Here is a 26832-nt window from a genome sequence, read left to right as displayed (position 1 = left end):
CCGCCCCCCCGGGGGGGGGGCTCCCCGCGCGCCCCCCCCGCGCCCCCCACCCCCCCCCCCCCGCTGGCCGCCCCCCGCGCTCTCCCCCCCCCCCCCGCGCGCGCCGCCCCCCCCCCCACGGTCGGGCGCCGTCGCCTCACTGACCTCGTCACCGTCTCCCGCCCGCAGGGCCAGGCCGGAGCGGCCCGCGGTGGCCCGGTCCAGTGACAGCACCCGGCGGGCGAGGTTGTACGGCGCGTTGTGTGTCGTCGGGGCATCGACGATCCAGTGGGACTCGGGGAAACGGCCGGCGAGGTGGGCGGCGACCACCGTGGGGTCGAGTACGTCATCCGGACCGCCGTCGAGAAGGCGCACCGCGGTCACGCCCGTATCGCGGGCCGCCGCGGCGATCTCGATCGCGTCGGCGACGGAGAGGGAGGACCCGACCGCGAGGTCGAGGACGATGGTTCTGGTCATGTGGTGTTCTGCTCCCCTTGCCTAGCGGGCGGCCTCGGGCACGGCCGACACGCGGGACAGCCGCGGCCGGCCCGGCGTCTCGAGGCCCAGATGGCCCCGCAGCGTGGTGTCGTCGTATTCACGGCGGAAGAGGCCGCGGCGCCGGAGTTCTGGAATCACGTGATCGACGAAGTCGTCGAACCCGGACGGCAGCACATCGGGCATCACGTTGAAGCCATCCGCCGCGCCCTCCCGGAACCACAGCTCGATATCGTCGGCGACCTGCTCCGGAGTACCGACCACGATCCGGTGGCCGCCACCGCCGCTCAGTGTGCGCAGCAGCCGTCCGAGCGTCGGATTCTCCTTGTCGATGATGGCTTTCACGACCCGGTAGAAGGTCTGCGAGCCACCGGCCTGGTCCGGCTCGACCAGCAGCTCGCGCGGGATGGGCTCATCGTCCGGCAGGCCCTCCAGGGAGAAGCCGAGCTGGCCCGCGAGGCGTTGGCGTGCGTAGGCGTCGGGAAGGATCTCGTCGAGCGTCTCACGCCGCCTCCGGGCCTCTTCCTCGGTGCTGCCGAGAACGGTCGAGAGGCCGGGCAGGACGACGACGTCCTGGGGACGGCGTCCGAACTCCAGCGCTCCCGCCCGGATCTCGTCACGGAACGCCCGGGCATGGTCGATGTCCTGGTCCGCGGAGAAGATCACTTCACCGACGCGCGAGGCCAGGCGGCGTCCGTCACTGGATCCACCGGCCTGTACGACGACGGGGCGTCCCTGCGGGGAGGCGAAGGCCCGCCGGTCCGCCCACTGGGCGATGACCTGGTGGGTGAATTCCGCCGCCCGTCGATACCTCCGCGCGTGCTCGGGCTCGCCGGTCCGTCCGAAGTTTCGTGCCGCGGCGGCGCCGGCGGTGGTGACGACGTTCCATCCGACCCGGCCACCGCTGAGGTAATCCAGGTCGCCCACCCGGCGGGCGAGTTCGACCGGGTCGTTGTAACTCGACGACAGTGTTCCTATCAGTCCGACGCGCTCGGTCCGCGCGGCGATCCGCGCCAGCACGGTGGTCGGTTCCAGGTTGTTGCCGGGCCGGTGGCGGACGAGCGGCTCGAGGACCGGGCCGTCGGCCAGGAACACCGCGTCGAGCTTCGCCGCCTCCGCCTTCTTCGCGATCCTGATGTAGTGCTCGATCGTGTAACTCGCCCGCCCGTCGGTCCCGGGGAAGCGCCACGAACCGCCGAAGACTCCGGCGTTGAGGATATTGACGTTGATGTGCAAGGGGCGGGTCACTGTTGCTGTCCCTCCTGGGACCGCCGACCGTGGTCGTACGACGACTGCGGGGCGACACCGTTGACGACGAACGCGCCGATGACTCTTGGCTTGTATATGACCGGGTTGTGCGAGGCGAGGGTTCGGGCGTTGCGCCAGTGCCGGTCGAGGTGGGCACTCTCCCGGACCGCTGACGAGCCGCCCGCGTTGAAGGCGATGGTCGCGGCGTCGAGAACGGCCTCGATGATGGCGACCTGCGCGGCCGACACGTCGATGTAGTTGGCGGTGTACGCCTCCTGTGAGCCGTCCCGGTCGGCCGCCTCAAGGCCTTCGGTGACCGTCCCGAGCAGGGAGTCCACCGTGAAGGCGCGGGTGTGGAGGCGACCGACGACACCCAGCACCTCGGGGTCCTCGGTGGCCTGTTCGGACAGCGCGTGCAGGCTGGTGCGGGGGCGGGACTTCACCACGGCGACGGTCTCGTCGACCAGGCTGCGGGTGATGCCGACGAGGTTGGCCAGGTGTACGAGCTGCACGAACGACGGGAGGGAGCGCAGGTTCTCCTTGAACCGCCCAAGTTCCCCGTTCTCCTCGACGGGGACGCCGTCGAAGACGGTCGTACCGCTCCCCGTGAGACGCTGCCCGATCCCGTCCCAGTCCTCTGCGTGCGCAACGCCTGGATGCCGCGCGGGAACCACGGCGAACCAGCGGTTGCCGTCGTCGTCCGCGACCGCGACGCGGATGTAGTCGGCGAACAGAGAACCGGTGGAGTAGAACTTGGTCCCGCTGACCACCTTGCGGCCGTCCACCTCGTGGACGCGTGTCGAAATGCCGAAGTCCGGGCTGCTGCCCGCCGCCTCGGACTGGGCGTTGCCGAACACGGCGCCTTCCGCGATCTTACGGAGCCAGTAGTCGCCGACCTCGGGATCGTCCGCGTGCCGCAGGATCTCCACCGCCGTGAAGTGGCCCCGCAGGATCTGCGGAATGTTGGAGTCGGCCTTGCCTGCCTCGGCCAGCAGGCGGAAGAGGGTGGGCAGGTCGACGCCGAAGCCGCCCTGTGCGATCGGCACGCGCAGACGGCCGAACCCGGCGTCGGCCAGTTCGCGAACGAACTCGTACGGGTGCTTGCGGGACTGGTCGCGGACACCGGCCTCCGCTTCCAGCCGCTCGAAGATCCTGCGGAACTCGGCCACGGCCTCTTCCAGCGCGTGGGACAGGTCGGTCATGGGGCTCCTTCGTGGATCAGCGGTCGGCAAGCTGTCGGCCGGCCATGGCACCGAGCAGTTGGGCGGTGTAAGGGGAGGCGGGGCTCTCGAAAACCTGGGCGATCCCTCCCTGTTCCACGATCCTGCCGCGCCGCATCACCGCGACCCGGTCGGAGATCGCCCGCACGACGGCCAGGTCGTGCGAGATGAAGACATACGTCAGGCCGAGCTCGCTCTGCAGCTTGACCAGCAGCTCGAGGATCTGGGCCTGAACGGACACATCGAGCGCCGAGATCGGCTCGTCGAGTACCACGACCTTCGGCTCCAGCACGAGTGCTCGCGCGATCGCGACCCGCTGACGCTGTCCCCCGGACAACTCGCGGGGGTGACGATGGAGGAACGAGGCCGGCAACGACGCCGCCTCCAGCGCGGCGACCACCCGGTCACGGTTCTCCCGCCGGCGACGCCGAGCGGAACCCGCCGGCTGGAAGGACCGCAAAGGCTCCTCGACCACCGAGAGGACGTCGAATCGCGGATCGAACGAGGCGTACGGATTCTGGAAGACGATCTGGACGTCGCGTCGCAATGGGCGGAACGCCTTGGTGTTCAGGGTGCCGACCTCGGTTCCGAGCAGTGAGACCTGACCCGCCGTCGGCTGTGTGAGGCCGGTGAGGACACGTGCCGTTGTCGACTTGCCGCTGCCGGACTCCCCGACGATCGAGAAGGTCTGGCCGCGTCCCACGGTGAAGGAGATGTCGTCGACCGCGGTGTGTCCCCCGTAGCGCTTGCTCAGGTTCGCCACCTCGACCGCGGGCTCGGGGTCCTCGGAGGGAGTTCCGCCGGCCCTGCCCCTGGTGAAGCTCAACCGTGCGGGCACGCTGTCCAGCAGGTGCCTGCTGTACTTGTCCTGTGGGCTCTGGACGAACGCCGCCGTGGGCGCGAGTTCGGCCAGCCGTCCGTCACGCAGCACACCTACGAGATCGGAGCGGTCCGCGGCCACACCCAGGTCGTGGGTGATCAGCACCACGGACGTGCCGCCGCGGCGGCGCAGGTCATCGATGAGATCGAGCGCCTGGGCCTGGACGGTCGCGTCCAGGCCGGAGGTCGGCTCGTCGGCGACGATCACATCGGGCTCGGCGGCCACGGCGGCCGCGATCAGCACTCGTTGCCGCATGCCGCCCGACAACTCGTGGGGAAACTGCCGGTAGCGCCGCTCGACGTCGTCGAAACCCACCAGCTCGAAGAGTTCGCGGACTCTTTGCCGCCGCGCCTCGGTGCCGAGGCTGGTGTGCAGGCGCAGGACGTCTTCGACCTGCGGGCCCACGCGACGGACCGGGTCGAGGGAGACCGTGGGATCCTGCGGGATCAGGCTGATCGCGCGCCCCCGGAGCTCCCGCAGCCGGCCACCGGGCAGGTCGCTGATGGTGCGCCCCTGATATCTGACCGAGCCGCCGAGCAGTCGGCCGTTGGTGGGCAGCAGTCCCAGGATGGCGTGTCCGATCGTGGACTTGCCGGAGCCGGACTCACCGACGAGAGCGAGGACTTGGCCCGGTTCGAGTTCGAACGAAATGTGCTCGACAGCCGTCTTGGTGTCGCGCCCGACCTGATAGCCAACGCTCAGATCCTCCACGGCCAGGACCGGACCGGACGGTGCGGTGATGTCTCGGGCGGCCCGTGGTGCCACGTCGCTGCTCATCGCTTCTGCCTCTCTGCGAAGTGGCGGGCAAGGCGGTTGCCGGCCAGCACGACCGCGGCGACGGTCAGTGCCGGGTAGACCACCAGATAGGGCTTGCTCGCCATGAAGTTGCGGCCATCGGCGACCAGGCGGCCCCACTCCGGGCTCGGCGGCTGCGCACCGAGCCCGAGAAAGCTCAGTGACGCGATCCAGATGATCGCGATGCCGAACTGGATGGTGACCAGCGACAGCGTCGGACCCAGCGAGTTGGGGACCACATGGCGCAGCAGGACCGTCGACGAGCGGGCGCCGCTCGCGACCGCCGCTTCCACGTACTGGCTCGCCTTGGCGCGCAGCACCTCGGAGCGGATGAGCCGGGCGAACGCCGCCGACGATGTCAGGCCGACAGCGGCGGCCGCCTGCAGGATCCCGTAGCCGAGGACGACCACGATGGTGATGGCCAGTAGGAAACCCGGAATGGACAGCACGACGTCGATCAGTCGCATCACGACGGCGTCGACCCAGCGGCCGAACCAGCCGGCGAGGGCGCCGAAGACCGAGCCCACCGCGACACCGAGAGCCACGGCCACCACCGAGCCCGACAGTGACGCGCGGGCGCCGTAGACGACACGGGTGTACTGGTCGCGGCCGAGCCGGTCGGTGCCGAACCAGTGCGCGCTCGATGGCGGCAGCAGCTTGTCCGTCGCCCCGATCGCCGTCGGGCTGGAATGGGCGAACCATCCGGGGACCAGCGCCCAGAGAACCGCCACCACGAGGACCGCTCCCGCCACCACGACCGACCAGTGACGGATCGACCACAGCAGCATCGTGACGGCGCGGCCTCGCGGCGCCTTCCCGGGCTGCCCGGTCTGCCGCACTTCCACCGGCGGTGTCGCGTTCTCGATGGTCGTTGTCATCGCGCCGCCACCTCTTCCGGGAGCCAGGGAGCCTTCTCCGAGCCTTTGGTCCTCTTCGCGCGCGCGGCGAGAATGTCGGCCCGGATGCGCGGATCAATGAACGGGTAGACCACGTCAATCACGAGGTTGACCAGGACGTAGCCCGTGGTGGCGACCAGCACCACGCCCTGGACGACGGGCAGGTCCTGAGTGTTGACGGCGTTGAGGGTGATCTGACCGATGCCGTTCCGTGCGAACACCGCTTCGGTGACCACCGAGCCGGCGATCAACTCGCCCACGGCCAGGCCCAGCATGGTGAGCACCGGCAAGGATGAGTTCCTCAGGACGCCGCGTCCGAAGATGTACCGCTCCCCGGCTCCCCTTGCGTGGAGCACATGCACGAAGGGCTGTCGCCGGGTCGCCGCGATCGAGGCGCCGAACACCTGGGACAGGGGTGCCGAGATCATGATGCCCAGGGTGACCGCGGGCCCCACCAAGGCCAGGAAGGTTCCGTTGTCGACCGCGGGGATCAGATGCAGCTGGAACGAGAAGTAGTAGAGGATCAGGATTCCGATCACAAAACTCGGCACGGAGGCGGCCAGGGCCGGGAAGGACTGCAGAAGAGTCCGCAGCCAGTTCCACCGTGCATAGCTCCCGCCGACTCCCACCCCGGCAGCGATGACCGCTCCGAAGACGAAACCGAGAGCCGTCAGCCGCAAGGTGCCGGGCAGTGCGTCACCGAGCAGATCCGCCACCCTCGCCCCGCTGCTCAGCGAGTACCCGAGGTTCCCGTGGAGCAGGGCGTCCAGCGCGTGAACGTACTGGACCACCACCGGATGGTCGAGCCCGTAGAACGCCTTGAGGAGCTTGCCGTCCTCCGGCGTCAACTGGTTCTGCGGATTGTTGATCAAATTGGAGATCGCGTTGCCCGGCAACGCGGTGAGCAGGATGAAAGCCAGTGTATAGGCCGCCCAGAGAACCAGGACGGTGTGCACCAAGCGCTTGAGGACGTAGCGGGCCATGAGTCAGGACAACCAGGTGTTGTAGAACCGCGACCGGGCCACGGCCTCGGTCTGGAATTCCTGGACGTTCGACCGCAGGCCGAAGACCTGCGTCTCGTCGTACAGCGGAATGGCGAGGGCGTTTTTGAGGACATAGTCCTGGACAGCCTTGATGTCCGCCGTACGCTTCGCCGGGTCGAACTCGGCGACCTGGGCCTCGAGCAACTTGTTCAGTTCGGGGAGCTTGGTGTAGGTCGAATCGGCGAGTTCGCTGTGCCACTCGGAGCGCAGCACATCGGGCTCGGCCCGGGAAAGCTGACTTTGTGTGAAGACGGTGTTCTTGCCGATCTCCGCCTCGTACTGGCTCAGTGACGGGCTCTTGAGCTTCACCTCGACCCCGGCCTTCTTCCACTGCGACTGCAGCACTTCGACCACGGCCTGGGAAACCTGGTAGTACGGCGTGACATAGAGCGTGAACGAGAGCCGCTTACCGTTCTTGGTCCGGATTCCGTCGGAGCCCGTCTTCCAGCCGGCCGCCCCCAGGAGCCGTTTGGCCTTGGCCGGGTCGTACTTCAGATACGCGCTGCCATCCGGCCGCTTCGGTGTGCCGTGGACGAGGATGCTCTTGGCGACCCCGTAACTGGGCGAGAGCGCGATGTCGTTGATCTCCTCGCGATCGGTCGCCGCCTGGAGTGCGCGCCGCACCTCGATGTCCCGGGTGGGCGCGTTCGCCGCCAACGAGACGTGGAGTGCGTTGCTTTCTCCCTGCGCCGGGAACGCTTTGACCTGGCCGCCGGAGCTCTTGACCGTTTCCTCGTCATCCGGCGCGATGTTGCGTACGACATCGGCTTGCTGCGATTGCAGGGCGCCCACAGCGGTGCTCTGCTCCGGAACCGTCGTGTAGCGGATTTCCGATAGATACGCCTTGCCCTGGTGCTCGAAGCTCTTCGGCGCCCAGTTGTAGTCGTCGCGGCGTTTGAGAACCACATTGGTCGTGCCATTGCCTCCGGCGACGACGAACGGACCTGATCCGATCAGACTGGTGAGCTTGCCCTTGTCGTTCCAGTTCTTCCTCAGATAGGACTCGGCCAGAATGCCGGTCCGGTAGATCGAGAGAACCTGGAGGAAACCGGCATTGGGCTTCGACAACGTGACCCGGACGGTCTGTGGGTCGACCACTTTTGTGCCGGCGTAGTTCGCGAAGAACTCATCCGGTGCGACGCCGAGCTTCTTGTCGCCGAAGGCGTGCTGGTCGAGGTTGTGCTTGACCACCTTGGCGTCCAGCTTGCTGCCATCGCTGAACGTCACACCGGAGCGGATCTTGAAGGTGTAGGTCAGATGGTCCGGGCTGATCGTCCAGCTCTTGGCGAGCCAGGGCTCGATCTTCCCGGTCTTCGGATTCTGCCACGTCAGTCGGTCGGCGAGGTTGGTGGTCACATTGCTGTTCGACCACAAGGTGTTCGTTATCTGCCATGCCTTGTAGCTCACCGGGTCGTAGAACTTCAGTGTTCCGCCGTACTGTGGCTTCCCCGCGTCACCCGACGAGTTCGCGGTGTTCTGTGTGCCGCCGCTGCAGGCCGAGAGCAGCAGGACTGCCGCCCCCAGGGCGGCGCTGCGGGGCGAAAGCGCCCGGCGTTGAGAGAGTTTCATGACAGCCGGATTTCCTTCCAAGGACATGGTGGTGATGCGCGTTGCCGGACAAGGGCAACGCAGAGGCCCACGGGGACATGAGACGGTGACGAGGCCGATCACTACGAGTACGTCCACGACGGGCCGCGCGCCATGCCAGGGGCAGGCGATAGTGGGCAGCACCGAATCTCTTCGACCTTGCTGTCAGGTGAAAGGCATTACCGGCCGACCACGTCAGGACCAAACCCGCATCTCAGCGATTGAGATGGGTGAAGCGTCAGGAATCTGATTCCTGGGGGCTCAAACCGCCCAGGCCATCAACACCGCGCGCTGGAAACCCGGAGCAGGTCGACGCAGCGTTCGCTGGTCAGCAACGGATCCGAAGTCATGGGGACAGAGTCTGTGGTGGCCCACCACCCCTGTCAACCGCGTCTTGGAATACGGACGGGTAAACCATCGCGGGGCCGCGGCCGTCCTCATCGCACCGGGTGACGCCGGACCGAGGCCGTAAAAGGCTCATTGACATTCTGAACGCCCACACAGAGACTCGATCACATGTGTGAGGTCCTGCTCCTGACCAGCGAGCGATGTGTTGACCTCGTTCGCGTGTCCAGCGCGCAGTGTTGATTCTTCATCCGCTCCGCCGCGCCGCCGCACTCCTCCGGACCTGAAGCAACGCTCCGTTCACGTTCCGCCGCGTTCCCCTTGACCCGCGAGGACCTTCACATACGGCGGCACCGAACTCGACCGGGCCACCGCCCTCCGGCCGCCCCCCTCCATGACCGGCCCGGTTCGTGTCGTGCCCACACAAGCCAAGCAGCGATCGGAACCATCATGAGCCTGGAATTTCTCTGGTACATACCCAACACCGTCGAACCGGGCCATCGCGGTGACGACACGACATCCGGCTGGGGGTCCATCGAGTACTCGACCGACCTCGCCCGGCTGGCAGAGGACCACGGCTGGAGCGGGGCGCTGCTCGGCACCGGATGGGGGCGCCCGGACACCTTCACCGTCGCCACGGCGCTTGCCGCTCGGACCACGACGTTCAAACCCTTGATCGCGATCCGTCCCGGCTACTGGCACCCGGCGAACTTCGCCAGTGCGGCGGCCACGCTCGACCAGCTCAGCCGGGGACGCGTCCTCGTCAACATCGTCAGCGGGCTGGACAACCCGGCCGCGTACGGCGACACCAACGTCGAACCCCCGCAACGGTACGCCCGCACCCAGGAGTTCCTGCATCTCCTGCGGCGCCTGTGGACCGAGGAGGACGTCACCTTCCACGGCGATCACTTCCAGGTCAGCGGCTCAACCGTCGCTCCACGCCCATACCCCACCGGCGGGAGGACGCATCCGACGCTCTACTTCGGCGGCGCCTCCCCGGCCGCCGAGCGGGTGTCGGCGGCCGAGGCCGATGTCCAGCTCTTCTGGGGTGAACCACTCGACGGGATCGCCGAACGCGTCGACCGGCTCAAGACGCTGAGCGAGCAGATGGGCCGACGCCACAAGCCGCTGGAGTTCGGGCTGCGGATCACGACGCTGGTGCGTGACACCACCGAGGAAGCATGGAGCGCGGCCGAGGAGAAGGTCGCGAAGATGGCGTCCGGTGCCGGCAAGACCGTGTGGACGGGGAATCGCAGGACGGCGGTCGGACAGCAGCGGCTCCTCGATCTCACCCAGCGCGGAGAGGTGCTCGACACCTGCCTGTACACCACCCCGGGCAAGTTCGGCGGTGGCGGAGCGGGGACCACCTGGCTGGTCGGCTCCGCCGACGACGTCGCCCGGGCGCTGCACGGCTACCGCAAGCTCGGCATCACCCACTTCGTCCTGTCCGACACCCCCTACCAGCGGGAGATCAGCCGGATCGGTGACCAACTGCTGCCCCTGCTGCGCGATTCCGCCCCGTAACCGGCCTGTCGAGCGGGCACCACGAAAGAAGGCACCAGCGATGACGACGTACCGGACCCTCGGCCGTACGGGCGTGAAGGTCAGCCCGCTGACCCTCGGCGCCATGAACTTCGGCGCACGGGGCAATCCCGATCACGAGGACGGCATCGAGATCATTCATCGCGCCCTGGACGCGGGCATCAATGTCATCGACACCGCCGACGTCTATGCCCAGGGCGAGAGCGAGCAAATCGTGGGCAGGGCCCTCGCGGGCGGCCGGCGCGACGAAGTGTTCCTCGCGACCAAGTTCCATGGCCGGATGGGCGACAACCCCCACCACGAGGGCAACTCCCGCCGCTGGATCGTCAAGGCCGTCGAGAACAGCCTGCGCCGTCTGAACACCGACCATATCGACCTGTACCAGGCTCACCGGCCCGACGAGTCGGCCGACTTCGAGGAGACCATCGGGGCGCTCACCGATCTCGTCCGCCAGGGCAAGATCCGCTACTTCGGGACGTCGGTCCACTCCCCCGCGCAGATCGTGGAAGGCCAGTGGACCGCCGAGCGACGGGGGTTCCTGCGGCCCGTCTCCGAACAGATCCCGTACTCGCTGCTGATCCGGTCCAACGAGCGCGAGGTGCTTCCGCTCGCTCAGAAGTACGGCCTCGGCGTGCTCACCTACGGGCCCCTGGCGGCGGGGTGGCTGTCGGGCAGGTACCGGGCGGGGGCCCGGCAGCCGGAGTCCTACCGCAAGGACTGGATCCCGGACCGCTACGACATCGCGGCGCCGCACAACGCCGACAAGCTCGCTGCCGCCGAGGCCCTGGCCACGCTCGCCGAGGAGGCCGGACTGCCGTTGGTCCATCTCTCGGTGGCGTTCGCCCTGAACCACCCGGCCGTCTCCTCGGTGATCATTGGCCCGCGGACCCGTGAACACCTCGACACCTACCTGGGGGCGCTGGATGTGAGACTCACCGCCGCCCTCCTCGACCGGATCGACGAGATCGTGCCGCCAGGACACGTCTTCCACCTACGAGACACCGGTGCGCTTCCGCCGTCCGTCTCCGTCTCGGCTCAGCGGCGTCGCCACTCCTCGGCGAGCAGTTCGTAGGAGCGCACCCGGTCGGCGTGGCGGTGGGTGATGGTGGTGATGAGCAACTCGTCCGCGCCGGTGGCTTCCTGGAGTTGTTCCAGTTGGTCGGCGACGCGCGCGGGTGAGCCGACGAACTGGGTGTCCACGCGGTCGGCGACCAGCTCCCGGTCCGCGTCGGACCAGTGGTGGGCGCGAGCCTGTTCGGGGGTGGGGAAGGGAATGGCGCCCTCGGCGGTACGGATGCTGCGGACCCACAGACCGTAGCCGGTGGCGCGATCACGGGCGGTCGCGTCGTCCTCGGCGACCACGACATCGGCGGAGACGCTGACGTACGGCTTGTCGAGCACATCGGATGGCTGGAACGCGGCGTGGTACGCCTCGGTGGCCTCCAGGACGGTGGCCGGGCTGACATGGTAGTTGGCGGCGAAGCGCAACCCGCCCCGGCCCGCGACCTGGGCGCTCTGCCCGCCACTGCTGCCGAGGATCCACACCTGCACATCGGCGCCTTCGCCGGGGATCGCGTGTGCTTCGACGCCGTCGGCGGAGCGGTAGTCGCCGCGCAGGAGCGCGAGGATGTCGTCGATCTGTTCGCCGTAGTCCTGCGCTTCCGCGCCCGGCTGCTGGAGGAGCCGCCGCTGGAGCGCGATACGTGGCGACCCGAGCAGTCTCTGGGAGGAGAACTTGGGTGGGATGCGCAGGCCGTTCGGCGTGCGTCCGTCGATGACAGGTGTCGTGGTGGGTGGTGCGTCGTCGGTGCGCTCGGTGGGGCGTCCGCCGGAGCGGCCGAGCCCGAGGTCCAGCCGTCCGGGGTGCAGGGCGTCGACCAGGCCGAACTCCTCGACCGTGGACAGGGCGGTGCGGTGGCCGAGCTGTACGGCCCCGGAGCCGAGGCGGATCGTGGAGGTGGCGGAGGCGGTCAGGGCCAGGACGACGGCGGGCGAGGTCCCGGCCACGCCCGGGTTGAGATGGTGCTCGGCGAACCAGTAGCGGGCGTAGCCGAACCGCTCCGTCCGCTGGGCGAGATCGATGCTGTTGCGCAGTGCCTCGGTGGCGGTGGAGCCGGAGGAGATGGGCACGAGGTCGAGGACTGCGAGGGGGATGCCGGACACGGTCGGAGTTCTCCTCAGCGGTCGGCGGACAGGGAGGCGGGTTCGGGCGTGCCGAGCACCGGGGCCCAGTCGAATGGCGGATCCGGGATGTCACGTCGCAGTACGGGCGCGATGTCGGACTGGAAGAGCTCGAGCGAAGCGCGGTGCCGGGCGTCGGTGAGCCCGTCCGCGTCCGCGTGCAGGTGCAGCACGGTGTGTCCGAACTCCTCGTGGTAGCGGTGCACCTTCTCGATCACCTGCTGGGGGCTGCCGATCAGGGCCGAGCTGCGCTCGACGAAGTCCTCCAGGGTCGAGAACACCGGTTCCACGCCGAGCTGCTTCTGGAAGGCGAGTCGGCCTTCGAACACCGGGCGGTAGGCGGCGATCGCCTCCTGTGAGGTGCGGGCCGCGTAGTAGCCCGCCGTCCCGGCGCCGACCACGGCGCGCGCGGGGTCGTGGCCGTATGCCTCCCAGCGCTCCCGGTAGTGGCGGATCAGCTTGGTGTACGGCTCGATGGGGTGGGTGACGTTGGCCGAGAACAGCGGGTCGCCGTAGCGGGCGGCGAGGTCGACCGACTCCCGGCTGGTGGCGCTGCCGTGCCAGACCCGGACGGGCCGCTGGAGAGGTCTCGGCCACACCTCGGCGTCGGTCAGCGCGGGTCGGAAGCGCGGTGCAGCGGTCACCTTGTCCTGCCGCCAGATGCGGCGGAACAGCTCGTAGCCTTCGGCGTTGCGGTCCCACTGATCCTCGGAGGTGACCTGGAACAGCTCGCGCTGGGCGGTCCCGTTGCCCTTGCCGATGATCAGCTCGAGGCGACCGGCCGAGAGGTGGTCCAGGGTGGCGTAGTCCTCGTAGGCGCGCACCGGATCGAGCAGGCTGAGGGTGGTCACCGCGGTGAACAGCCGGATCCGCGAGGTGAGTGCGGCGAGGTGGCTGAGCACGACCGGTGGCGAGGAGGAGATGAACGGCCGCTCGTGGCGTTCGCCGACGCCGAAGCCGTCGAAGCCGAGTTCCTCCGCCAGCAGCGCGTTGTCGATCACCTCGCGGAAACGCTCACCGGTCGGCTTCTGTATCCCGGTCACCGGGTCCGGGGCGTGCACGATGAGGGTGATGGCCAGGAACTTCATGACGCGGCCCGGTCCTGGTGCACCTCGGTGCCGGGGTGGGCCAGGCCGAGGTGGTCGCGCAGGGTCGTGCCCTCGTACTCGGTGCGGAACACGCCACGCTCCTGCAGCAGCGGGACGACGGTGTCCGCGAAGACGTCCAGCCCGCCGGGGGTGATGTGCGGTACGAGGATGAAGCCATCGCTGGCATCGGCCTGGACGAAGGAGTTGATGGTCTCGGCGACCGTGGCCGGGGAGCCGATGAACGACTGGCGGCTGCCCGTCTCGATGACCAGGTCACGGATGGACCACTTGTTCGCCGCCGCCAGCTCCCGCCACTCCCGGGCGACGGCCAGCGGATCGCGGTACATCCGCACCTGGGCGCGGCCGCGGGCGATGGTGTGCTCACCGGGGTCGGGGTCGATGTCGGGCAGCGGGCCGTCCGGGTCGTACGAGGACAGGTCGCGGTTCCAGACGAACTCCAGGTGTTTGATCGCGGTGGCGCCGCTGACCTGTTGGCGGCGTACCTCGTGGGCCAGCTCCCGCGCCTCGGCGTCGGTGTCGCCGAGGACGAAGGTGGCGGCGGGCAGGATCAGCAGCTGGTCGTGGGTGCGGCCGTGGCGGGCGAGGCGGCCTTTGACGTCCGTGTAGAAAGCCTGCCCCTCCTTGAAGGTGCTGTACCGGCTGAAGATGGCGTCGGCGCCGGCCGCGGCGAACTCCCGGCCTTCCTCGGAGTCACCGGCCTGGAAGATCACGGGGCGGCCCTGTGGGCTGCGCGGGACGTTGAACTGCCCGGCGATGTCGAAGTGCTGTCCCTGATGGGCGAAGGCTCCGGCCCGCGCGTCGCCGAGGAAGGTGCCGGATGCCTGGTCGGCAACGATCTCATCGCCCCGCCAGGAGTCGAACAGCTCGGTGGCGGTGGCCAGGAACTCCTTGGCCCGGGAATACCGTTCGTCCTGCGGAAGGAAGCCGCCGCGGCGGAAGTTCTCCCCGGTGAAGGCGTCCCACGAGGTGACGACGTTCCACGCGGCGCGCCCGCCCGACAGGTGGTCGAGGCTGGCGAACTGGCGGGCCACCTCGTAGGGCTCGTTGAAGGTGGAGTTGATGGTGCCGGTGAGGCCGAGACGGTCGGTGACGGCGGCGAGCGCGGACAGGACGGTGAAGGTGTCCGGCCGCCCCACCACGTCCAAGTCGTAGATTTGGCCGCCCTGTTCGCGCAGCCGCAGCCCTTCGGCGAGGAACAGGAAGTCGAACTTGGCACGCTCGGCGGTCCGCGCGAAGTGTGCGAACGAGCTGAACTCGATATGGCTTCCCGCCTCCGGATCGCTCCACACCGTGGTGTTGTTGACACCGGGGAAGTGGGCCGCCAGGTGGATCTGCTTGAGCGGTGTGCTCATGGTCGGTGGTCCCTCCGGCTCAGACGGTGGCGTAGCGGTTGGCGGGGCGGGCGAGGCCCAGCAGCCCGCGCAGGGTGTCGGCCTCGTAGGACCGGCGGAAGGCGCCGCGGCGCTGGAGTTCGGGCACCAGGCCGCGGGTGATCGCCTCGAGGTCGTGGCCGATCACACCGGGGCGCAGCCGGAAGCCCGACAGTCCGGTCCGCCGCCAGGTCAGTAGCAGATCCGCGAGCTGTGCAGGGGTCCCGGTGAACACCTTGGCGTCGCTGGTGTACGGGTAGCCCGCGAGGGCGTCCAGGCGCTCCAGCCGGGCGGCCGCCGCACCCGGTTCGTCGTCGAGGAACACCACCAGGTCGCCGAAGAGGTGCACGGGCTCCGCCGCGCGGCCCGCCGCGGCCTGGGCGGCGCGGATCTCGGCGACGGTGGCGCGGGCCTGGTCCGTGTCGTGCGGGGTGATGTAGCCGATGTCGGTGGAGGTCGCCACCAGCCGGTAGGGCACGCTCTGATGGGCCAGCGCGCTGACGACCGGCTGTCCCTGGGGTGGCCTGGGGGTGATCGAGGGGCCCTTGACGCTGAAGTGCCTGCCCTCGAAGTCGATGTAGTGCAGCTTGCCGCGGTCGATGAAGCGGCCGGTGGCGACGTCCCGGATCTCGGCGTCGTCCTCCCAGCTGTCCCAGAGGCGGCGTACCACCTCGATGTAGTCGGTGGCCTCCTCGAAGAGCTCGGCGGTCAGCTCCCGGACCACCGGGGTGTCCAGATCCTCGGGGCCGAAGCGGGGAATGGCGCGGCGGCCGAAGTGTTCCGCCTCGTGGCTCCGCCTGGACACCCTGAGCCGCAGCCCGGCGCGGCCGGTGCTGACGTAGTCCAGGGTGGCGATCGCCTTGGAGATGTGGAACGGCTCGGTGTGGGTGGCGACGACGGTCGGCACCAGCCCGATGTGCCGGGTCAGCGGCGCCACCCGGGAGGCGATGAGCACCGCGTCCAGCCGCCCGCGCACCTGGTCGGTGCGGCCGTCGGGCTCGGTGCGGTGCGAGGACTGGAGCGAGAGCCCGTCCTCGAAGGTCACGAAGTCGAGCAGCCCGCGTTCGGCCTCGGTGACGACATCGGTCCAGTACGCGGCGTCGAACAGCTCCGTGGGCCGGGCGTGCGGCTCGCGCCACGCGGCCGGATGCCAGCCGGCCCCGTCGAGAGCGGCGGCGAGATGCAGGAGGGTGGACGAGGACGTGGATGAGGACTCGGACACGAAGGGTGCCTCCCTGGTCGGCCATGGGTGATCACCGCGCCTCATCGGGAGGGCGCGGTATCCTTGAGGTGATCAGGTCAGCGGCGACAGAGCGCGCCGGCCACGCGCAGCAGGTCGATGTGGTGCCGGGAGTACAGGCGGACACCCTCACGGAGGGCCGGAGCCGGCGCGGGCGGACAGGTCATCGGCCGCGACACCATCGCCTCCCGTTCCCGTTCCCGACGGGCCTTCGGGCCCTGGCTGATATCTCGGAACGCTACGTGAGGCCGGTGACCTCACGCAATCGTCAACTCGGACGGGGCTGCGGCATATTCCCCGACGCCCATGGGTAACCCGACGAAAGTGTGGGCGACCTCGCTGACGCGCGGTACCCCGATGACGGGATCGGTGGAGATGTTCCGGACTGACGACACGCGGGCATGGGCCCGTCGGCATTCGCGCCCGACGCACCCGCTCCGTCCTCGCTCCCTGACCAGGCGGCTGCACATCGACCTGCTGCGGATCTCCAGCTCCTACAGCCCAGCAGGCCCTCAGCCCCTCTGATCGCGGCCGTTCGGAGGGCGCGGCCATCGTCTCAGGGGCCCGGGGGCATTCAGCCACCGGCCCCATCCACCGTCCAGCCCCGGGCCTCGAGCCGCCCGGGGCCCCGCCACGCGCCTGGAGAGTCATGCCCGAGACGAACGCACTCCGTTCACCTCACGAAACACCCCTCGTCCCACCCGCATCGCCCCACCGCATCCGCAGCCGCATCGGGACCGACTCGCCGGCGGTTTCTATCCGGCACCGCACCGGTACGAGGTGTATCTGTCACCGGGGTGCCCGCATTCGCTGCGCGTCGCGATCACCCTCGCCCTGCTGCGACGCCGGGGGTCACGCATGGCTCCCCCGCTCCGCACCGCCGGTGGCGGGCAGCCACTTGGCGAAGCAGACGCTGTACGGGTCGCGGGAGTAAGGCGGATAGGGCGGGATGCGGTACCAGCCCTCGCGTGCGTATAGGGCGGCGGCCTCCGGCTGCCGGACGCCCGTCTGCAACATCAGCTCCGCGACGCCCCGTTCGGCCGCGGACGCCTCGACGGCCGCCAGCGCCACCGCGGCCAGCCCGCGACCGCGGTGGTCGGCACGGACGAACACCCGCTTGATCTCCCACCGGTCGCCGGGCAGCGCGCGCAGCGAGGCGGTGGCGACGGGTTCGCCGGAGCCGGTGAAGGCGATCCAGGTGACGGCCACTTCGTCGGCGGTGGGCGGGGGCGGCAGATGCGGACGCGGCCCGAAGGCGGCGTAGCGGGGCTTGATCTCCGCGTCCATCAGGGTCCTCAGCTCGGCGGCCGCCGGGTCGTCCCAGCCCACGGCCGCCCAGCGGACCCGGTCCGGCGAAGCGGGCGCCGGGTCGGAGTCGGGATTCCCGGCGGGGGACGCGATCGCGTGCGTCGTGTGAGTCACGGTGGTTTCCTCATGAGATGCGTGGGCTCTTCGGAGCCGGCGCAGACAAGTTGACGTGTCGTCACGCCGCACGGCGTACGGGGGTTCGGCCCCGTACGGGCAGACGGATCACACGCGAGAAACAGCTGGGAGAAGGCGCCCCGGCGGGCAGCCGTCAATGCCTCAACAACACTGCGCGCTCACCACTCGACCGAGGTCGATGTGGTGGCGGTGCACCAGAAGCGTGGAGGCCATGGGCGACACCCAACACCGGCGTTCGTGCCCTGGTCAAGCGGCGACCAGCATCCGGAACAGCGGACGGCCGCCGGACACACCGCGCATCTCACCATGCGGTCCGCTGTTGACCTCGGCAGACAGCGGTGTGAGCATCCCCTCTCATGTCGCGGACTCTTCTCTCCACGCGCCGCCGCACGGTCGATCACATGGTGATCACCAGTGCCGCCTGTTTCTCTCACTGACCTCATTCCCGCTCGGGGCCGGCCTGTCGTCTTCCTGTTTCCTTTCGGCGCGCCCGCCCGCACCCTCCCCAGAGCGTCGAGGAGTACACACGGTGATCCGTGTAGAGAAACTGCACAAGACCTTCGGTACCGGTACCCGTGCGCGGCCGGTGCTCCATGAAGTCGACCTGGACATCGCGCAGGGCACCATCGGCGCCGTCGTCGGCCCCAGTGGCGCGGGGAAGAGCACCCTGGCCCGCTGCGTGAATCTGCTCGAACGCCCCACATCCGGGCGGGTATGGGTGGCCGGAACCGATGTGACGGACCTTCCGGAACGGGAACTCCGCCATGCGCGGCGGGCCATCGGAACGATCTTCCAGTCGGCCAATCTGCTGCGCCGGCGTACGGCGGCGCAGAACGTCGCGATGCCACTGCGCTATCTCGGCGTGACCGCGCGGGAGGAGAAGCGCCGCGTCGCCGAACTGCTGGAGCGGGTCGGTCTCACGGACCGGGCCGACGACTACCCGGCCCAGCTCTCCGGTGGCCAGCGCCAACGCGTGGGCATCGCACGGGCGTTGGCCCTGCGGCCCAGGGTGCTGCTGTCCGACGAGGCCACCTCCGGGCTCGACCCGGCCGCCACCCGGTCCGTCCTCGCCCTGTTGCGCGAGCTGCGCACCGACCTGGATCTGGCCATCCTCCTGATCACCCACGAGATGGAGGTGGTCCGCGAAGTGGCGGACACCGCCGCCCTGCTGCGCGAGGGGCGTGTCGTCGAGTCGGGGCCCGTCCACCAGCTGGTGGCCGACCCGCACTCCGCGCTGGGCAACGCGCTGCTCCCCGACCGGCCCGTCTCCTTGGACCGGCAGGGGCTCGGTACGTGGCGGCTCACCTACCAGGGGCACGCGGTGCCCACGGACTGGCTGACGCAGCTCGGTGCGGACCACGGGCTCGATGTCCATCTGCTGTCCGCGACGGTGGAGGAGATCGCCGGGCGGGCCGCGGGCCGTGCGATCGTCGCGGTCGGCCACGACCGGGCGGACGAGCTGACCTCCGCCCTGGACGGCTGGGGCATCCACGCCGAACCACTGCCCGAACCACTGCCCGAACCGCTGCCCCCGGACCACAGCACCCCGGCCGAAGAACCGGCAGCCTCCGGACCGGCGTCCGAGTCGGCCGCGGAGACGGTCGAGGGGGCGGTCGTATGAGCACCGACCTCGATCAGCTGTGGCCGCTGCTCCTCCCCGCGATCGGGCAGACCCTGCAGATGGTCGCGGCCGTCATGCTCATCGTCATCGCCGTGGGCACCCCGGTGGGCGTGGTGCTCCACAACTCCTCGCCCGGCGCGCTGTTTCCGCACCGGGTGCCGCGGGCCACGCTCAGCTGGGTGGTCAACCTGGGCCGTTCGCTGCCGTTTCTGATCCTGATGGCCGCGATCATTCCGTTCACCCGGTACGTGGCGGGCACGACCATCGGGGTGTCCGCGGCGATCGTGCCGATGTCACTCGCGGGCATCCCCTACTTCGCCCGGCTGGTGGAAACGGCCCTGCGGGAGGTGGACCGCGAGGCCACCGAGGCGGGGCGCGCCGCGGGCGGCTCACGCCTTCAGGTGATCGTGTCCGTGCAGCTGGCGGAGGCGCTGCCGGCGCTCGCGGGAAGCCTGACCATCGCGATCGTCGGCATGCTGGAATTCTCCGCCATCGCCGGGACCATCGGCGCCGGTGGCATCGGCTACCTGGCCATCAGCTACGGCTACGAGCGCTTCGACACGACGGTCATGACCGCCACGATCGTCACGCTCATCGTCATGGTGCAGGTGATCCAGTTCACCGGCGACCGCATCGTGCGCCGCCTGGCCCACTGAGGCCGCTGAGCCCACCGCATCCCGAACCTCCTCACCCCACCGGGGAAACACCCATGCCTTTCGTCCATGACCACGGCTTCGAGCTGAAGTCCAGACTGCCCCGCCGCATCGCCATCACGGCCGCGATCGGCGCCGTCGCCCTCGCCATCGGCTCGCTGGTCGCCGCGCGGGTCGGCGGCGAGGACCACCCGCCCCTGGGAAAGACCCTGAAGGTCGGCTACAACCAGGGGAGCGTTCCGCAGAGCGCCATCGTGAAGTACATCGCCGACAAGGTCGACCAGGACCATGGCATCAGGGTCGAGCCCTACCCCGTCAACGACGCCAACCAGGTCAACGGCTCGACCGCGGACGGCACGCTCGCCGCGAACATCACCCAGCACGCCGAGTGGCTCAAGGTCATCGTGGCCAACGAGGGCTACGAGGCGAAGGCCGTCCAGCCCGTCTTCACCCAGGCGTTCGCCCTCTACTCGCAGAAGTACGGCAGTGTGCGGGAACTGCCGCACGGCGCGCGGATCACCCTGCCCAACGACCCGGCGAACCAGACCCAGGCGCTGCTGGTCCTCCAGAAGATCGGGCTGATCAAGCTCAAGCAGGATGTGGACCCGCTCACCGCACAGCTGGGCGACATCGCCGAGAACCCGCACGACTTCCACTGGCACGAGGTGTCCCTGGACGCCATCGCCCGCTCCCTCCCGGACGTCGACGCCGCCATCAACTACGCCTACAAATTCCGGGTCGCCAAGATCCCGATCGAACAGCGCATCCTGCTGCCCCCAGCCGACGAACGCTTCGCCATCCAGCTCGTCGTCGGCGACGCCTACGCCGACGACCCCGCCATCACCCGGCTCAAGGCCGCGTTCGCCGACCCCCGGGTGGCCCGGTTCATCAGGAACGACCTCGATGTGGAAACACAGCCCGCCAAGATCCCCGCCGACCAGCGTCAGCGAGCCGCCCCATGACCCTCTCGCCCGGCAGGCGACACCTGCACCTCAACGTCAACATCTTCCAGTCCGGGATCTTCGCGGGTGCGTGGCGCGCCCCCGACGGCGACCCGCGCGCCGCCTTCTCCCTCGACCGCTACATCACCACCGCCCGGATCGCCGAGGCCGCGAAGCTCGACGCCGTCTTCCTCGCCGACACCCCCGTCCTCACCCCCGATATCGCCCACCGCCCCGAATACGCGCTGGAACCCACCGTGATCCTGGCCGGGATCGCGGCCCACACCAGTCGTATCGGCCTGATCGCCACCGCCTCCACCAGCTACAACGAGCCCTACAACATCGCCCGCCGGTTCGCCGCGCTGGACCAGCTCAGCCGGGGCCGCGCCGGGTTCAACGCGGTGACCGCGGCCGGTCCCGCCGCCGCCCGCAACTTCGGTCTTGACCAGGCGCCCGCCCACCGTGACCGCTACCGGCGCGCCGCCGAGTTCGTCGGCGTCGTGGGCGCGCTGTGGGACAGCTGGGACGACGACGCGTTCATCGGGGACTCCGCCCGCGGTGTGTTCGCCGACCCGGCCCGTGTCCACGCCACCGACCACCAGGGCGAGTTCTTCCGCGTCCGGGGGCCGCTGAACACCCCGCGCTCGCCGCAGGGCCGCCCCGTCCTCGTCCAGGCGGGCGGCTCGCCCGACGGCATCGAACTCGCCGCCGCGCACGCCGAGGCCGTCTTCAGCGCCGCCCAGACCCTGGACGAGGGCAAGGCGTACTACCGCGCCGTCAAGTCCCGCGCCGCCGCGCTCGGCCGCGACACCGGCGGGATCGTGGTGCTGCCGGGGCTGTCGACGGTGGTAGCCGCCACCCGCGACGAGGCGCTGGAGCGGCTGAACGGCCTCCAGGACCTCATTCCGCTCCGCTACGGTCTGGACCGGCTGGCCGCCCTCCTCGGCATCGACGCCGACGCCCTCGACCCGGACGCGGAACTGCCGTGGGACCTCATCGGCCCCGCCGAGAACGTCCAGGGGCTGCAGACCTTCTTCACCGTCACCCCCGACCTCGCCCGGCGCGAGCGGCTCACCGCGCGGCAGCTGATCCGGCGGCTCGGCGGCGGACTCGGACACCGCGTCGTCGCGGGCGGCCCGGCCGACATCGCCGAGACCATCGAGGAGTGGTTCACCTCAGGAGCGGCCGACGGCTTCAACCTGGCCCGACGCGCTCCCCGGCGGCCTCGCGGCCTTCGCCGAACACGTCATCCCCGAGCTGCGCCGCCGGGCACTGTTCCGGGACGACTACGCGGGCGCCACGCTGCGCGACCACTTCGGCCCGGCCCGGCCCCCGGTCGCCCGGCACGCGCCCGACACGGCGGAGGTGCTGGTCCGATGACACGCCGGCTCAGTCTGCTGGTGAACATCACCGGCGCCGGAAACCACCCCGGGGCCTGGACCCTGCCCGGCCGGGCCCCGGACGCCTACGTAGACCCGGACCACCATCTGCGGGTGGCCCGTACCGCCGAGCGCGGCGCCCTCGACGGGGTGTTCCTCGCCGACATCCCCGCCCTCCACGGCGACGTCGGCCACGGCCCCGGGCAGGCCCTGGAACCCTCGATGCTGCTGACCTACCTCGCCGCGGCCACCGAGCGCCTCGGGGTCGTCTTCACCGGGTCGACCACCTTCAACGAGCCCTACAACCTCGCCCGCCGGGTCCTCTCGCTCGACCACGCCTCGCGGGGGCGCGCCGGATGGAACGCGGTCGCCACCTTCTTCCCCGGGGCGGCGCGGAACTTCGGTCTCGACACCGTGCTCGACCCCGGCACCCGCTACCGCAGGGCGGAGGAGTTCATCGGTCTGGTGCACCGGCTGTGGGATTCCTGGGGGACGGCGCCCTCATCGCGGACACCGACGGAGCGCGCTTCGCCGACCCCGGCCGGATTCGCGCAGCCAGCCACACCGGCGAGTTCTTCGACGTCGCGGGGCCGCTCAATGTGCCGCGCTCCCCGCAGGGCCGCCCGGTGACGGTCCAGGCCGGGGCCTCGCCACCGGGCGTGGCCCTCGCGGGACGCTTCGCCGAGGCCGTCTACACCCCGCTGCTCGACCGCGAGGCGGCGCGCGGCTACCGCGCCCGGCTCGCCGGACAGGCGCGGCGGTACGGACGTGAGGTGTCCGGCATCCGGCTGCTGCCCGGCCTCACCCCGGTGATCGGCGGCACCGAGGCGGAGGTCCGTGCGCGCTTCGCCGAGCTGGAGGCGGGCGTACACCAGGACGCGCGGCAGCTCGCCCGGGTGACCCGTACGCTCGGGCTCGACCCCGCCACCACCGACCCCGAAGCACCTTTGGCCGAGGCCCAGCTGTCGGGACCGCCGCCCGACCGGCTGCCCACCGGGTTCTTCCGCACCCATGCCGAGATCGCCCGCCGGGAGGGACTGTCCCTGTCCGGGCTCGCCGCCCGCGCCATCGGTGGCCACCGGTCGGTCGTCGGCACCCCCGAACGGATCGCGGACGACATCACCGGCTGGTGGTCGGCCGGTCTGGTGGACGGCTTCACCCTGCTGCCCGACGCGCTGCCCGACGGCCTGGACACCTTCGTCGACCACGTCGTGCCGATCCTGCGGAAACGCGGCGTCTTCCGCCACGGCTACACGGGCACCACCCTCCGCGACCACCTGGGACTCCCCACACCGGCACCGTCACACGAGCCTTCCGGGCAGAAAGGGGCCACGGCCCGATGAACACCACCACGGCCCGGCGGACCGTCACACTACGAGAAGTCCGCGCCCGCGTACCGGAGTTGGCCGCCTCCCTCGCCGCCGACACGGCGCGCCGCGAGGCCGAGCGGGAACTGCCGTACGGGTCCATGGACGCGGTGCGGGCGAGTGCCATCGGATCTCTGCGGGTCCCGGTGGCGTACGGCGGTCCGGGGGCGAGCCTCGTGGACCTCTTCCGGACCATCATCGACCTCGCGGAGGCGGACGCCAATGTGGCACAGGCGCTCCGGCCGCACTTCGGTTTCCTCGAGAAGCTCATCAGCGACAGTGGGAGGGAGGACCGCGAGCGGTGGTTCGGGGCGGCGCTGGCGGGCGAGCTCTTCGGCAACACACCGGGGAGGCCACCGCCAAGCACCCCGGCGACATCCACACCGCGCTGGTGCCCGACGGCGACCGCTACCGGCTGAGCGGCACGAAGTACTACAGCACCGGCAGCCTGTTCGCCGACTGGGTGGTCATCGCCGCGAAGAACCACCTCGACGAGCGGGTCCGCGTGGTGCTCCCGCACGGCCGCCCCGGGCTTCGGCTGATCGACGACTGGGACGGCATGGGCCAGCGCATGACGGCGAGCGGTACCACGGAGCTGGACGACGTGGCGGTGTACCCGCACGAGGTCGTCGTGGACGAGGCCGTGGGGGTGCGCCGGACCCATCTCGGCGCGTTCCACCAGCTCTTCCTCGCCGCCGTGGAGACCGGCATCGCCAAGAACGCGGTGCGCGACGCGATCGGCTACGCCCGCGACCGGGCCCGCTCGGTCCGGCACAGCGGCGTCGACCACGCGGTCCAGGACCCGTTCGTGCAGCACACCGTGGGCGAGATGGCGGCGCTCGAGTACGGGGCCGAGGCCACCGTGGAGCGCGCGGCAGCGGCCATCGACCGTGCCCTCGCCGGCCCCCGCGGCGAGGACGGCGTCGCGGGCGGCGAACCGGCGCTCGCCGAGGTGGCCACCGAGGTGGCGCAGGCGCAGGTGGTGGCCGCCCAGGCGGCCCTGCGGGCGGCGGAGCGGCTGTACGACGTGGGCGGGGCCTCGGCCACCCGACGCGAGTTCAACTTCGACCGCCACTGGCGCAACGCCCGCACCTGGTCAGCCACGATCCGATCGCCCACAAGGCACGTGTGGTGGGCAACCACCTCCTCAATGGCGAACCGCCACCGCTGACGGGGTTCTTCTGAGCCCCCGCTCACGCCGGCTGCCCGGTGGGTCCCGGCTCCGGGACTTGGACTCGTCGAAGGCCTGGCCCCGTCGAAGGTCGCCCTGGTCGAGGGGGCCCCGAATCCCGGCGGCCGATGACCAGGGACGGTACGCCACCGTGGCGCACGCGCCGCGGGGAAGAACACCGCCGACACACAGCCGTCACATCCGAATGGGCATGTGCGGCCGACCCCAGGAGTTCACCCAGACATGACTGTAGGAGTCGCACTCACCGCGGCAGACGCGGACAACCAGATCGATGCCACCGTGCGCCTCGCCAGGGAAGCCTCAGCCGCCGGACTGCGGTCCGCCTGGTTCGGGCAGACCTTCGGCGCCGACTCGCCCCAGCTCGCGGCCATCGTCGGGCGCGAAGTACCGGATCTGCAGGTGGGCACATCCGCGATCCCGGTCTTCGGACGTCACCCGTTGCTCGTCTCCAGCCAGGCCCAGACCGCACAGGCGGCCACGCACGGCCGATACCACCTGGGGCTCGCTCTCGGCACCAAGCTCCTGACCGAGGCGGGCTTCGGCATCCCCTTCGAACGGCCCATCGCCCGCTTGCGTGAATTCCTCACCGCACTGCGGCAGTTGACCGAAACCGGCGCCGCCGACTTCCACGGCGAACTGCTCACCGCGACCACGCCGATCCCCGCCCGCGTGCCGGGTGCCGGGACCGGAGTACCGCTGCTCGTCGCCGCGATGGGCCCGCAGGCGCTGCGGGCCAGCGGGGAACTCGCAGACGGCATCCTGCCGTACCTCGCCGGGCCCCGGGCCCTGGCCGAGCACATCGTCCCCGCCGTCACCGCGGCGGCGGAGGCCGCCGGCCGTCCCGCGCCCCGCGTCGTGGCGCTCGTACACGGTGTGGTCACCGACGATGCCGACGCGGTACGCGAGACGGTGGCCGAACAGCTCGCGTTCTACGAACAGATCCCCTCCTACGCGCGGGTCATCGGACTCTCCGGCGGCACCCGGGCCGTCGATGTGTCCGTGATCGGCGATGAGAAGACCGTCGCCGCCGAGGTGCGGCGCTACCGGGACGCCGGGGCGACGGAGGTGGTGTTCTCGGGGACGGAGGCCGCCGGTGAGGCCGCCCGGCGCCGCACCTGGGCACTCCTGGGGGAACTCGCGGGCTGAACGAACGCTCCCAGGGTCCACCTGCCGGCCCGCACCCCTCCCCTGTCCTGTCCTCCCTGACGTCCCGAACCGAACATCCCGAAAGAGAAGAAGGAAGACACCGAAGAGATGACCACGTACCGCACCCTCGGCCGTACCGGCGTGAAGGTCAGCCCCCTGACGCTCGGCGCGATGAACTTCGGCGCCTGGGCCAACCGTGACCACGACGACGCCGTCGAGATCATTCACCGCGCCCTCGACGCGGGCATCAACGTCATCGACACCGCCGATGTGTACTCCCAGGGCGAGAACGAGGAGATCGTCGGCAAGGCGCTCGCGGGCGGCCGCCGCGACGATGTGTTCCTCGCGACCAAGTTCCACGGCCAGATCGGCGACAACCCGAACCACCAGGGCAACTCACGCCGCTGGATCCACCGGGCCATCGAGGACAGCCTGCGCCGCCTGGGCACCGACCACATCGACCTCTACCAGGTCCACCGGCCCGACCCCGCCACCGACTTCGAGGAGACGCTCGGCGCACTCGACGACCTCGTACGGCAGGGCAAGATCCGCTACTTCGGCACCACGACCTTCGAGCCGCACCAGATCGTCGAGGGCCAGTGGATCGCCGAGCGCCTGCGCGGCCGGCGCCCCGTCACCGAGCAGCCTCCGTACTCCATTCTGGCCCGGGCGGCGGAGCGGGCGGTGCTGCCCGTCGCCGAGCGGTACGGACTGGGAGTCCTGCCGTGGAGCCCGCTGGCGGGCGGCTGGCTGTCCGGTCGCTACCGCAAGGGGGACACGGCACACACCGTGTCCAGCCGTCTGGAGCGCCAGCCGCACCGGCACGATCCGGAGCTGGCGGCCAACAAGCGCAAGCGCGAGGCGGCGGAGCTCCTCGCCGAACTGGCCGACGAGGCGGGCCTGTCGCTGATCCATCTGTCGCTGGCGTTCGTGCTGGAGCACCCGGCCGTGTCGACGGTGATCATCGGCCCGCGCACCCAGGAGCACCTGACGAGCCAGCTCGGCGCCGTCGACGTCCGTCTCTCGCGGGACGTGCTCGACCGGATCGACGAGATCGTGCCGCCCGGCACCACGATCAGCCCGGCCGACGAGGGCTACCAGCCCCCGTCGCTCACCGACCCGGCCACCCGCCGCCGTCCGGCGACACGCGACTGACGCGG

The 26832-nt window shown here is 70.1% G+C and carries 23 protein-coding genes and 1 pseudogene; 11 read left to right on the top strand and 13 right to left on the bottom strand.

The features are described from left to right. The 7 genes and pseudogenes from ACFXB5_RS04615 to ACFXB5_RS04585 form a co-directional block, all read right to left on the bottom strand. Window positions 1–456, bottom strand: a pseudogene (locus ACFXB5_RS04615) (hypothetical protein); the annotation flags it as partial. Between the two features lie 21 nt (window positions 457–477). Beyond that, window positions 478–1722 carry an LLM class flavin-dependent oxidoreductase gene (locus ACFXB5_RS04610; protein ID WP_385202322.1) on the bottom strand — a complete coding sequence of 415 codons (1245 nt, stop codon included), beginning with the start codon at window positions 1720–1722 and terminating at the stop codon, window positions 478–480. Next, window positions 1719–2924, bottom strand: coding sequence for an acyl-CoA dehydrogenase family protein (locus ACFXB5_RS04605; protein WP_385202320.1), 1206 nt, complete (start codon window positions 2922–2924; stop codon window positions 1719–1721). The genes ACFXB5_RS04610 and ACFXB5_RS04605 overlap by 4 nt, the downstream gene beginning before the upstream one ends. Window positions 2925–2940: 16 nt before the next feature. Continuing rightward, window positions 2941–4599 (bottom strand): dipeptide ABC transporter ATP-binding protein, encoded by a 1659-nt coding sequence (locus ACFXB5_RS04600; protein WP_385202318.1) that lies wholly within the window; start codon window positions 4597–4599, stop codon window positions 2941–2943. Next, the gene (locus ACFXB5_RS04595; RefSeq protein ID WP_385202317.1) at window positions 4596–5495 is read right to left on the bottom strand and encodes an ABC transporter permease; all 900 of its coding nucleotides are present in this window, start codon (window positions 5493–5495) and stop codon (window positions 4596–4598) included. The genes ACFXB5_RS04600 and ACFXB5_RS04595 overlap by 4 nt, the downstream gene beginning before the upstream one ends. Continuing rightward, a complete protein-coding gene (locus tag ACFXB5_RS04590) occupies window positions 5492–6496 on the bottom strand; it encodes an ABC transporter permease (RefSeq protein WP_385202315.1) in 1005 nt (334 codons plus the stop codon). The genes ACFXB5_RS04595 and ACFXB5_RS04590 overlap by 4 nt, the downstream gene beginning before the upstream one ends. A 3-nt stretch (window positions 6497–6499) precedes the next feature. Continuing rightward, entirely contained in the window at window positions 6500–8125 is a 1626-nt protein-coding gene (locus ACFXB5_RS04585; RefSeq protein ID WP_385202314.1) for an ABC transporter substrate-binding protein, read from the bottom strand. Between the two features lie 813 nt (window positions 8126–8938). Here ACFXB5_RS04585 and ACFXB5_RS04580 point away from each other — a divergent pair. After that, the gene (locus ACFXB5_RS04580; protein WP_385202312.1) at window positions 8939–10012 is read left to right on the top strand and encodes an LLM class flavin-dependent oxidoreductase; all 1074 of its coding nucleotides are present in this window, start codon (window positions 8939–8941) and stop codon (window positions 10010–10012) included. Window positions 10013–10052: 40 nt separating this feature from the next. Continuing rightward, a complete protein-coding gene (locus ACFXB5_RS04575) occupies window positions 10053–11102 on the top strand; it encodes an aldo/keto reductase (RefSeq protein ID WP_385202310.1) in 1050 nt (349 codons plus the stop codon). Here ACFXB5_RS04575 and ACFXB5_RS04570 read toward each other — a convergent pair. From ACFXB5_RS04570 to ACFXB5_RS04545, 6 genes are all read right to left on the bottom strand, one after another. After that, on the bottom strand, window positions 11066–12193 hold the full coding sequence (locus tag ACFXB5_RS04570) for an LLM class flavin-dependent oxidoreductase (protein WP_385202308.1): 1128 nt from the start codon (window positions 12191–12193) through the stop codon (window positions 11066–11068). The two genes, ACFXB5_RS04575 and ACFXB5_RS04570, sit on opposite strands and share 37 nt — an antisense overlap. Before the next feature lie 14 nt (window positions 12194–12207). Further along, the gene (locus tag ACFXB5_RS04565; RefSeq protein WP_385202306.1) at window positions 12208–13299 is read right to left on the bottom strand and encodes an LLM class flavin-dependent oxidoreductase; all 1092 of its coding nucleotides are present in this window, start codon (window positions 13297–13299) and stop codon (window positions 12208–12210) included. Then, a complete protein-coding gene (locus ACFXB5_RS04560) occupies window positions 13296–14672 on the bottom strand; it encodes an NtaA/DmoA family FMN-dependent monooxygenase (RefSeq protein WP_385202304.1) in 1377 nt (458 codons plus the stop codon). Before ACFXB5_RS04560 ends, ACFXB5_RS04565 begins: the two co-directional genes overlap by 4 nt. A gap of 19 nt (window positions 14673–14691) precedes the next feature. Further along, the gene (locus tag ACFXB5_RS04555) at window positions 14692–15912 is read right to left on the bottom strand and encodes an LLM class flavin-dependent oxidoreductase (protein WP_385202303.1); all 1221 of its coding nucleotides are present in this window, start codon (window positions 15910–15912) and stop codon (window positions 14692–14694) included. A 77-nt stretch (window positions 15913–15989) separates the two neighbouring features. Next, a complete protein-coding gene (locus ACFXB5_RS04550; protein WP_344311742.1) occupies window positions 15990–16097 on the bottom strand; it encodes a putative leader peptide in 108 nt (35 codons plus the stop codon). 685 nt (window positions 16098–16782) lie between these two features. Beyond that, complete coding sequence (locus ACFXB5_RS04545; RefSeq protein WP_385202302.1) at window positions 16783–17352, bottom strand: GNAT family N-acetyltransferase; 570 nt, start codon at window positions 17350–17352, stop codon at window positions 16783–16785. Between the two features lie 550 nt (window positions 17353–17902). On the opposite strand from ACFXB5_RS04545, the gene ACFXB5_RS04540 reads away from it, so the two are divergent. The 9 genes from ACFXB5_RS04540 to ACFXB5_RS04500 all read left to right on the top strand — a co-directional run bounded on the left by ACFXB5_RS04540 (window position 17903) and on the right by ACFXB5_RS04500 (window position 26827). Continuing rightward, complete coding sequence (locus tag ACFXB5_RS04540; protein ID WP_385202301.1) at window positions 17903–18994, top strand: methionine ABC transporter ATP-binding protein; 1092 nt, start codon at window positions 17903–17905, stop codon at window positions 18992–18994. Further along, a complete protein-coding gene (locus ACFXB5_RS04535) occupies window positions 18991–19650 on the top strand; it encodes a methionine ABC transporter permease (RefSeq protein WP_385202299.1) in 660 nt (219 codons plus the stop codon). Before ACFXB5_RS04540 ends, ACFXB5_RS04535 begins: the two co-directional genes overlap by 4 nt. Window positions 19651–19703: 53 nt before the next feature. After that, window positions 19704–20609, top strand: coding sequence for a MetQ/NlpA family ABC transporter substrate-binding protein (locus ACFXB5_RS04530; RefSeq protein WP_385202297.1), 906 nt, complete (start codon window positions 19704–19706; stop codon window positions 20607–20609). Next, on the top strand, window positions 20606–22597 hold the full coding sequence (locus ACFXB5_RS04525) for an NtaA/DmoA family FMN-dependent monooxygenase (protein ID WP_385202295.1): 1992 nt from the start codon (window positions 20606–20608) through the stop codon (window positions 22595–22597). Before ACFXB5_RS04530 ends, ACFXB5_RS04525 begins: the two co-directional genes overlap by 4 nt. Next, window positions 22567–23310, top strand: coding sequence for an LLM class flavin-dependent oxidoreductase (locus tag ACFXB5_RS04520; RefSeq protein WP_385202293.1), 744 nt, complete (start codon window positions 22567–22569; stop codon window positions 23308–23310). The genes ACFXB5_RS04525 and ACFXB5_RS04520 overlap by 31 nt, the downstream gene beginning before the upstream one ends. Further along, complete coding sequence (locus ACFXB5_RS04515) at window positions 23307–23753, top strand: acyl-CoA dehydrogenase family protein (RefSeq protein WP_385202291.1); 447 nt, start codon at window positions 23307–23309, stop codon at window positions 23751–23753. Before ACFXB5_RS04520 ends, ACFXB5_RS04515 begins: the two co-directional genes overlap by 4 nt. Then, a complete protein-coding gene (locus tag ACFXB5_RS04510) occupies window positions 23726–24505 on the top strand; it encodes an acyl-CoA dehydrogenase family protein (RefSeq protein WP_385202289.1) in 780 nt (259 codons plus the stop codon). Before ACFXB5_RS04515 ends, ACFXB5_RS04510 begins: the two co-directional genes overlap by 28 nt. A gap of 243 nt (window positions 24506–24748) precedes the next feature. Beyond that, window positions 24749–25672 (top strand): LLM class F420-dependent oxidoreductase, encoded by a 924-nt coding sequence (locus tag ACFXB5_RS04505; protein ID WP_385202287.1) that lies wholly within the window; start codon window positions 24749–24751, stop codon window positions 25670–25672. A 108-nt stretch (window positions 25673–25780) separates the two neighbouring features. Further along, entirely contained in the window at window positions 25781–26827 is a 1047-nt protein-coding gene (locus ACFXB5_RS04500; protein ID WP_385202284.1) for an aldo/keto reductase, read from the top strand. The last annotated feature ends 5 nt before the right edge of the window (window positions 26828–26832 follow it).

Origin of the sequence: Streptomyces sp. NPDC059455, from assembly GCF_042750115.1 — a bacterium.
Taxonomy (GTDB): Bacteria; Actinomycetota; Actinomycetes; order Streptomycetales; family Streptomycetaceae; genus Streptomyces; species Streptomyces endocoffeicus.
The sequence above is the reverse complement of the archived record's forward strand: the minus strand, read 5'-3'. Positions and strand labels throughout refer to the sequence as shown.